Genomic DNA, 7,926 nt, shown 5'->3' on the forward strand with positions numbered 1-7,926 from the left:
CGCTCCGCCGTGGCAAGGTCCTCGGGCGTGTTGACGTTGAAGAAGGGGTCGACCGGGTCTGCCGGAAAGCACGCCCTGCCGGCGCCGGCGACCGTCGCCCAGACCCCGACGCGACGTTCGCCCTCGGCCAGCATTTCCGCAAGCCGATCCCTCAGCGCGACTGGCCAGAGTCCGAACGTCGGATGTGCGCGCACCCGCCCTGCCTCGTCCGGCCCTTCGGCCACGGCCCCGCCACCGGTCGCCGCGGTGGCGAGACGCGCGACGAGATCGCGCGGCAGGAAGGGGGTGTCGGACGCCGCGGTGACGACCACCCCGGCCCCGTGCCCGGCCGCCCAGTCCATTGCCGCGAGGATGCCGGCGAGCGGCCCGGGTTGCCCCGGCACCGGATCGGCCAGCACCGGCAGGCCGAAGTCCGCGAAGCGCGCAGGATCGCCGTTCGCGTTGATGGCAAGAGCGCCGCACTGCGGGGCAAGGCGGGCGATGACGTGGTCGATGACGCGACCGGAGCCGAGCGGCAGGAGGCCCTTGTCGCCTCCGCCCATCCGCCGCGCCTGACCGCCAGCAAGGATCACGCAGGGTGGATCAGTGGGCATCGGGGTTCTCGCGGAAGGCGCGCTCGCGCTCGGGGTCGAGCCATTTCTGCAGGACGGCCACCGCGTTCTCCTCGTACCCGAGGTGCTCGTAGAAACCCATGACGGGCGCGTTCGAGCGGCGGACGAGAAGCTGGAGCTTGGTGTGCCCGTGCGCCCGCGCCCAGTCCTCCGCTGCCGCCATGGCCCTGCTGCCCCAGCCTTCGCCGCGCCGCGCCGGATCGGCGCAGAGGTAATAGACCCAGGCGCGGTGGCCGCCGTCCTCGACCACGACGCTCGCAACCGGGACGCCATCCGCGCAGGCGACCAGAAGCGCCGACTTCGGGTTGGCGCGGATCGCCTCGATGTCCGCGCGCGGCTGGTTCCAGGGCCGCGTCATGCCGGCGCGGTCCCAGAGCGCGATGACCGCGTCGATCTCGTCCTCGCCCAGGGGGCGGAATCCGTGCGTCATCGTGCCCTTCCATACGGCTTTGCGACCTGGCCGGCATCCTGTATTCCGAAGGGGACGGATTCAAGGGGAGGGGCCATGCTCGGCTACATCATCGCGGAGGCCGGAGCCGACCGCTGCCTGGCCGATCTCGCGCGTCGGCTGGATGACGCGGGCATCGCCTTCGCCGGCGCGATCCAGCGCAACACCGCCCGCAGCGACGGCCAGCCCGACGACATGGACCTGCGGGTCATCGGCACCGACCGCGTGATCCGCATCAGCCAGTCGCTCGGCCCCGGCTCCGCCGGCTGCCGGCTCAATGCCGCATCGCTCGAGGAGGCGGCGGGGCTGGTGGCGGCCGCGCTCGACACCGGTGCGCCGAGGGTGCTGCTGCTCAACCGCTTCGGACGGCAGGAGGCCGAGGGCCGCGGCTTCCGCCCGCTGATCGGCCGGGCGCTGGGCGAGGGCGTGGCGGTGCTGACGGCGGTGGGTGCGGAATACGCCGAAGCCTTTCACGCCTTCGCCGGCGATATGGGCGAATGCCTGCCCGCCGATGCCGCGCGGCTGTTCGACTGGTGCCGCGAAGCGGTCGCCGTCACCCCGGACTGATCCCGAACCGGACCCCGGGATGACCGACGTCGAGATTCTGTTCGCCCTTGCGCTGTGGTCCTCGCCCGCGCTCATCGCGCTGGTCTGGGCGCGCCTTTCCGCGGTGGCTTGGTCGAAACGGCTGCTGAAGCGCAGCGGCTGGACATTCCTCGTGGGCTGAGAGGTCTACAGGGGGAACACGCAACACGGGCGGGGCGAGGCAGTGCCTCGCCCTTTCCCGCCCGATCCCGCCGTCCCGACCGCTACCCCGCGATGATCTCGAACCTTTCCACGTCGACCATGCCGCGGTCGGTGATCTTCAGCGCCGGGATCACCGGCAGGGCGAGGAAGGCGAGCTGGAGGAAGGGTTCCTCCAGCACGACGCCAAGGCTTCTCGCGGCGGCGCGCAGCGCGACGAGCCGGTCGCGCACCGTCTCGAACGGATCGAGGCTCATCAGCCCCGCCACCGGCAGGCCGAGTTCCGCCAGCACCTCGCCGCCGCGCGCCACGACGAAGCCGCCCTCGATTTCCGCCATCCGGTTCGCCGCCAGTGCCATGTCGGCGTAGTCGGCACCGACGACGGCGATGTTGTGGTGATCGTGGCAGACGGTGGAGGCGATGGCGCCGGCCCGCATCCCGAATCCCCTCACGAAGCCGGTGGCGATGTTGCCGTTCTTCCCGTGCCGTTCGATCACCGCGATGCGCATCAGGTCGCGTGCCGGGTCGGGGCGCTTGTCGCCGTCCTGCACCGGGATCCCCTCGCGCAGGTGCTCGGTGATGATCTTGCCCTCGAGGATGCCGATCACGTCCGTCTCGGTCCGGTTGGCGCGGGCGCGGAAATCCTCCGGCCGGACCTTCGGCGCCCTGACCGAATGGCGCCCGACCGGCGGGAGCGTCGGGCGCGCGGCAAAGGCGGCGGCGTCGGCCAGCCGTCCGGCGCAGAGGACGAGCCGGGCATGGCAGTCCTCCAGACTGTCGACGGCGACGATGTCGGCGCGCTTGCCCGGCGCGATCTGGCCGCGATCCTTCAGGCCGAAGGCCTCGGCCGCCGAAAGGCTCGCGGCACGGTAGACGGCGAGCGGCGAACATCCCCTGGCGATGAGCGTCCGGATCATGTAGTCGAGATGCCCGTGCTCGGCGATGTCCAGCGGATTGCGGTCGTCGGTGCACAGGCACATGTAGGCCGAGGTCACGTCGGTCAGAACCGGTGCAAGCGCGTTCAGGTCCTTCGACACCGAACCTTCGCGGATCAGGACACGCATCCCCTTCTGGAGTTTCTCGCGCGCCTCGGCGGCGGTCGTCGCCTCGTGCTCGGTGCGGATGCCGGCGGCGATGTAGGCGTTGAGGTCGCGGCCCGTGAGTTGCGGGCAATGGCCGTCGACATGGCCGCCCGCGAAGAGCCTGAGCTTCGCCATGCAGCCCGGATCGCGGTGGATCACGCCGGGGTAGTTCATGAATTCCGCCAGCCCGATGCCCGAGGGATGGCCCATGACCGCTGCCAGGTCTTCCGCGTCGATCCGCGCACCCGCCGTTTCCATGTGCGTCGAGGGCACGCAGGACGAAAGCTGCACGCGCAGGTCCATCAATGTGTGGCGGCTCGCCTCCTGGAACCAGCGGATGCCGTCAAGGCCGATGACATTGGCGATCTCGTGCGGATCGCAGATCGCCGTGGTGATTCCGCGCGGGGTGACGCAGCGGTCGAATTCGAAGGGCGTGACGAGCGAGCTTTCGATGTGCAGGTGCGTGTCGATCAAACCGGGGACGAGCGTCAGGCCCGTCACGTCGATCACCTCGCGCCCCTCGTAGACGGCGCCGATGCCGACGATGGTGTCGCCGGCAATGGCCACGTCGCCCGCGACCAGCGCCCCGGTCACCACATCGAGGACCCTGCCGCCGCGAAGCACGAGATCGGCCGGCGTATCGCCACGGCCTTGCGCGATGCGCGCTTCGAGGTCGGTCATGGGTGTGCTCCCCGGCGGTTCGGACACAGTGTCCCCGAGGGCGCGGCCAAGATCAACGCCCGCTCTTGCAACCCCCGCAGAGATATCTCACGGTCCGGCGCGGAGGATCCATGCGGACCGGAATTGCATTTCTCGTGGCGGGCTATGTCCTGAGCCAGTTCTACCGCGCGTTTCTCGCGGTGCTTGCGCCCACGCTCGGGGCGGAGATCGGCGCGACACCGGCAGACCTCGCGCTGTCGTCGGGGATATGGTTCATCACCTTCGCGCTGATGCAGATGCCGGTGGGCGCAGCACTCGACCGTATCGGCCCGCGGCTCACGGTCTCGACGCTCCTCGGCGTCGGCGGCGGCGGCGGGGCGCTCGTCTTCGCGCTCGCCGAGGGGCCGGGGGCGATCCATCTCGCCATGGCGCTCATCGGCGTCGGCTGTTCGCCGGTGCTCATGGCGTCCTATTACATCTTCGCGCGGATCTATTCGCCCGCCGTTTTCGGCACGCTCGCGGGGGCCATAATCGGTGTGGGCTCGCTTGGGAACATCGCCGGTGCCGCACCCCTTGCGGCCCTCGTCGCCGCGGCGGGCTGGCGGCCGACGCTCCTCGGTCTTGCGGCGGTGACGTTACTCGTCGCGTTCACGCTCGGCCTCTTCGTGCGAGACCCGGACCGGGTTGAGGCGCCCGAGGCGGGCCGGGGCTCTGTGCTTGATCTCCTGCGCATCCCCGGGCTCTGGGCGATCCTCCCGATCATGGCCGTGGCCTATGCGCCGGCGGCGGCGATCCGCGGGCTCTGGGCCGGTCCCTACCTTGCCGAGGTTTTCGGCGCCGACGGCACGACGATCGGCCGGGTGACGCTCCTGATGGCGCTGGCGATGGTCGCCGGGAACTTCGCCTACGGTCCACTGGACCGCCTTTTAGGCACGAAGAAATGGGGGGTCTTCGTGGGCAACGCCGCGGCGGCGCTCTGCCTTGCCGCGCTCGCCCTCTGGCCCGCGTCGGGGATCTGGACGGCGGCGGCGCTTCTTGCCGCGCTCGGGCTTGCGGGGTCTTCCTTCCCGGCGATCATGGCGCACGGGCGGGCTTTCCTGCCGCCACATCTCCTCGGCCGGGGTGTCACGCTCCTCAACATGTTCGGGATCGGCGGGGCCGGCGTGCTGCAGTTCGCCTCAGGCAGGTTACATCGCGCCGCCTCCGTCGGTGCGCCTTCCCCCGAGGCGCCCTTCACGGCGCTTTTCCTCTTCTTCCTTGTGCCGCTTCTTGCCGGTCTCGCGCTCTACCTCTTCAGCCGCGACGCCTGAGGCTGGCAGAGCCTTCGCCCTTCGGCTAACCATCGCGGGGGAAGGAGCGTGCATGTCCCCCGACGGAACCCCGGACCTCCGCGCGATCGAGGTGATCGCGCCGAACCTGAAGCGGCGCCTGTCCGGCGTGACGGCGACGGTGGTGCGGCTCGTGCCGCTGCAGGCGCGGACGATCGGGATTGTCGCGACCGGGCCGGGTCTTCCGCCTCATGTGCCGCATCTGCCCCTTTGGCGGATGTTCGTGATGCCGCGCAACCGGCTGAGGGTCTGGCATGCGCGGCGCAATACGGAGATGGCGCTTGGCCTGGTCCTGCGCGGGCTCTTCCGGCGACGGCTCGCGCTTCTCTTCACCTCCGCCTCGCAGCGCAGGCACACCGGCTACACCCGCTGGCTCATCGCCCGCATGGATGGACTGATCGCCACATCGGCGCGCAGTGCGCGCTACCTCGAACGCCGCGCAGAGGTGATCCACCACGGCATCGACACGGAGGGCTTTTCCCCGCCCGTCGACCGCGCCGCTCTGCGGCGGCGGCTCGGTCTGCCCGAGGTCGACGTGATCCTCGGCTGCTTCGGCCGCATCCGTGCGCAGAAGGGAACCGATGCCTTCGTGGACGCTGCCATCGACCTCTTGCAGGACAGGCCGGGCATGACCGCGCTCGTCATGGGGCGCGCTACCGAGGGGCATGAGGCGTTCCTCGGCGAGTTGAAGGCGCGTGCCGCCGCCGCCGGGCTCGCGGATCGCATCCGCTTCATGCCCGAGGTTCCGGTGCACGACATCGCCGACTGGTATCGCGCGCTCGACCTCTATGTCGCGCCGCAGAGGTGGGAAGGGTTCGGGCTTACCCCGCTCGAAGCCATGGCCTGCGGTGTGCCGGTCGTGGCAACCCGCGTCGGCGCCTTCGAGGAGATCGTGACGGAAGATACGGGCAGCCTCGTCCCGCCCGGCGACGTGCCGGCACTGGCCAGCGCCATCGCGGCCTTGCTCGATGACGCCGCCCGGCGGAACCGGGCCGGCCGGGCGGCGCTGGAGCGAGTGCGGAGCCGCTTCCGCCTCGACGCCGAGGCCGCCGCGCTCGTCGCCGTCTATCGGCGGCTTCTCGCGGGGGAGCGCTGGTGAACCGCGCGGGTTTCCTCCTCGCCCGGACACTGCGGCTGGAGGCGCCGCTCTCACGGCTCTCATGCCCGAAGGCGGAACTTCTCGCGGCACTGGAAGGCAAGCGCGTGGCGCTCGTGGGCAACGCGCGCTCGCTCACCGAACGGGCCGAGGGGGCGGAGATCGACCGGGCCGACATCGTCATCCGCATCAATCGCGCGCCCATGCCCGCCTCGCGCACCCATGGAACACGCACCGACTGGCTCGCGCTCGCCACCTCGATAGGCTCGGTCGACCTTGATCGCCTGAAGCCCCGCCGCCTTCTCTGGATGAGCCACAAGCGCAAGCGCCTGTCCTGGCGGGTCGCGTCCTCGCCGGGATTCTACCTGCATCCCCGGGCGGACTGGCTCGCATTGAAAGCGGCGCTTGGCGCGCCTCCGACCACCGGGCTCATGATGATCGAGCTTCTGGCGGAGAGCGGACTGGCCGAGCTGAGGCTCCACGGCTTCGACTTCTTCGCCTCGCTCTCGCTGACGGGTTCGCGCCGGGCCGACCAGGTGCCGCACGATTTCGCCACCGAGGCGCGCTTCGCGAAGGCACTTGGCGCGCGCGATCCGCGCATCGTGCACGTCGGCGCGCCACGTTCCGGATGAGCTTGTGCACGGGCAACATTTCTGCACCGCAGAATCGGCGCCCCTTTATCTGATCCGCGCAATCGGATAAGGGGCTTCGTCCTGAACTTTAGGAGACCCCAGATGGGCTACAAGGTCGTTGTCGCCGGCGCCACGGGGAACGTGGGTCGCGAAATGCTGAACATCCTCGCCGAGAGGGAGTTCCCCGTCGACGAGATCGTGGCACTTGCCTCGCGCAGGTCGCTCGGCACCGAGGTTTCGTTCGGCGACAAGACCCTGAAGACCAAGGACCTCGACGCGTTCGACTTCAGGGGCTGGGACATCGCGCTTTTCGCCGTGGGCTCGGAGGCGACGAGGATCTACGCGCCAAAGGCCGCGGCCGCGGGCTGTGTCGTGATCGACAACTCCTCGCTCTACCGCTACGACCCGGAAATCCCGCTGGTGGTTCCCGAGGTGAACCCCGAGGCGGTTGAGAAGTACAAGGCCCGGAACATCATCGCCAACCCCAACTGCTCCACCGCGCAGATGGTGGTGGCCCTGAAGCCCCTGCATGACCGTGCCAAGATCAAGCGCGTCGTGGTCTCGACGTACCAGTCGGTTTCGGGCGCGGGCAAGGCCGGAATCGACGAACTCTGGGACCAGACGAAGTCGATCTACAACCCGGTCTCGGAAGTGCCGCCGAAGAAGTTCACCAAGCAGATCGCCTTCAACGTGATCCCGCACATCGACGTCTTCATGGAGGACGGTTCCACCAAGGAAGAGTGGAAGATGGTGGCCGAGACCAAGAAGATCCTCGACCCCAAGGTGAAGGTCACCGCGACCTGTGTCCGCGTGCCGGTCTTCGTCGGCCACTCCGAGGCGATCAACATCGAGTTCGAGGAGTTCCTCGACGAGGACGAGGCGCGCGACATCCTGCGCGAGGCGCCGGGCGTGATGGTCGTCGACAAGCGCGAGCCGGGCGGCTACGTCACTCCGATCGAGTGCGTCGGCGACTATGCGACCTTCGTCAGCCGCATCCGTCAGGATTCAACCATCGAGAACGGCCTGAACCTCTGGTGCGTCTCCGACAACCTGCGGAAGGGCGCCGCGCTGAACGCCGTTCAGATCGCCGAAGTGCTCGGCAACCGCTGCCTGAAGAAGGGGTGAGCGGGAAAAGAAAACGGTCCGGTGGACCGTTTTCCCCGCGAACGCCCGGAGCGCGAGCGGAGGGCCGGGAGAGGCGGGAAAAGAAAACGGTCCGGTGGACCGTTTTCCCCGCGAACGCCCGGAGCGCGAGCGGAGGGCCGGGAGAGGCGGGAAAAGAAAACGGTCCGGTGGACCGTTTTCCCCGCGAACGCCCGGAGCGC

Annotated in this window: 9 protein-coding genes; 6 read left to right on the plus strand and 3 right to left on the minus strand. The window is 69.5% G+C overall.

The window, feature by feature from the left end; all coding sequences use genetic code 11:
* Nucleotides 1-593, minus strand: a 593-nt coding sequence (gene mobA, locus ACMUOO_RS13895; protein ID WP_413855579.1) for a molybdenum cofactor guanylyltransferase MobA, incomplete at its 3' end; no start/stop codon positions are given.
* Nucleotides 583-1,041, minus strand: a complete 459-nt coding sequence (locus ACMUOO_RS13900; protein ID WP_301918370.1) for a GNAT family acetyltransferase — start codon at nt 1,039-1,041, stop codon at nt 583-585. The genes mobA and ACMUOO_RS13900, both read right to left, overlap by 11 nt.
* A gap of 75 nt (nt 1,042-1,116) precedes the next feature.
* On the opposite strand from ACMUOO_RS13900, the gene ACMUOO_RS13905 reads away from it, so the two are divergent.
* Both ACMUOO_RS13905 and ACMUOO_RS13910 read left to right on the plus strand, forming a co-directional pair.
* A complete protein-coding gene (locus ACMUOO_RS13905) occupies nt 1,117-1,626 on the plus strand; it encodes a DUF2478 domain-containing protein (RefSeq protein WP_301918371.1) in 510 nt (169 codons plus the stop codon).
* A 19-nt stretch (nt 1,627-1,645) separates the two neighbouring features.
* Nucleotides 1,646-1,786: a hypothetical protein gene (locus ACMUOO_RS13910; protein WP_301918372.1), complete on the plus strand. Its 141-nt coding sequence runs from the start codon at nt 1,646-1,648 to the stop codon at nt 1,784-1,786.
* A gap of 82 nt (nt 1,787-1,868) precedes the next feature.
* Here ACMUOO_RS13910 and ade read toward each other — a convergent pair whose 3' ends face one another.
* Nucleotides 1,869-3,566, minus strand: coding sequence for an adenine deaminase (gene ade, locus ACMUOO_RS13915; RefSeq protein WP_301918373.1), 1,698 nt, complete (start codon nt 3,564-3,566; stop codon nt 1,869-1,871).
* 110 nt (nt 3,567-3,676) lie between these two features.
* Between ade and ACMUOO_RS13920 the strand changes: the two genes are divergently transcribed.
* The 4 genes from ACMUOO_RS13920 to ACMUOO_RS13935 all read left to right on the plus strand — a co-directional run bounded on the left by ACMUOO_RS13920 (nt 3,677) and on the right by ACMUOO_RS13935 (nt 7,726).
* Nucleotides 3,677-4,855, plus strand: a complete 1,179-nt coding sequence (locus ACMUOO_RS13920; RefSeq protein ID WP_301918374.1) for an MFS transporter — start codon at nt 3,677-3,679, stop codon at nt 4,853-4,855.
* A 52-nt stretch (nt 4,856-4,907) separates the two neighbouring features.
* Complete coding sequence (locus ACMUOO_RS13925) at nt 4,908-5,972, plus strand: glycosyltransferase family 4 protein (protein WP_301918375.1); 1,065 nt, start codon at nt 4,908-4,910, stop codon at nt 5,970-5,972.
* On the plus strand, nt 5,969-6,601 hold the full coding sequence (locus tag ACMUOO_RS13930) for a glycosyltransferase family 29 protein (RefSeq protein WP_301918376.1): 633 nt from the start codon (nt 5,969-5,971) through the stop codon (nt 6,599-6,601). Before ACMUOO_RS13925 ends, ACMUOO_RS13930 begins: the two co-directional genes overlap by 4 nt.
* A gap of 102 nt (nt 6,602-6,703) precedes the next feature.
* Nucleotides 6,704-7,726, plus strand: coding sequence for an aspartate-semialdehyde dehydrogenase (locus tag ACMUOO_RS13935; protein ID WP_301918377.1), 1,023 nt, complete (start codon nt 6,704-6,706; stop codon nt 7,724-7,726).
* Nucleotides 7,727-7,926 lie beyond the last annotated feature (200 nt).

Origin of the sequence: Albidovulum sp. (genome assembly GCF_041919395.1) — a bacterium.
Lineage (GTDB): Bacteria > Pseudomonadota > Alphaproteobacteria > Rhodobacterales > Rhodobacteraceae > Albidovulum.

What these genes read in the sequence shown, in the direction of transcription:
- ACMUOO_RS13935 (WP_301918377.1), top strand. Translation starts at nt 6,704, where the DNA reads ATGGGCTACAAGGTCGTTGTCGCCGGCGCCACGGGGAACGTGGGTCGC.
- ade (WP_301918373.1), bottom strand. Translation starts at nt 3,566, where the DNA reads ATGACCGACCTCGAAGCGCGCATCGCGCAAGGCCGTGGCGATACGCCG.
- ACMUOO_RS13905 (WP_301918371.1), top strand. Translation starts at nt 1,117, where the DNA reads ATGCTCGGCTACATCATCGCGGAGGCCGGAGCCGACCGCTGCCTGGCC.
- ACMUOO_RS13925 (WP_301918375.1), top strand. Translation starts at nt 4,908, where the DNA reads ATGTCCCCCGACGGAACCCCGGACCTCCGCGCGATCGAGGTGATCGCG.
- ACMUOO_RS13900 (WP_301918370.1), bottom strand. Translation starts at nt 1,041, where the DNA reads ATGACGCACGGATTCCGCCCCCTGGGCGAGGACGAGATCGACGCGGTC.
- ACMUOO_RS13920 (WP_301918374.1), top strand. Translation starts at nt 3,677, where the DNA reads ATGCGGACCGGAATTGCATTTCTCGTGGCGGGCTATGTCCTGAGCCAG.
- ACMUOO_RS13910 (WP_301918372.1), top strand. Translation starts at nt 1,646, where the DNA reads ATGACCGACGTCGAGATTCTGTTCGCCCTTGCGCTGTGGTCCTCGCCC.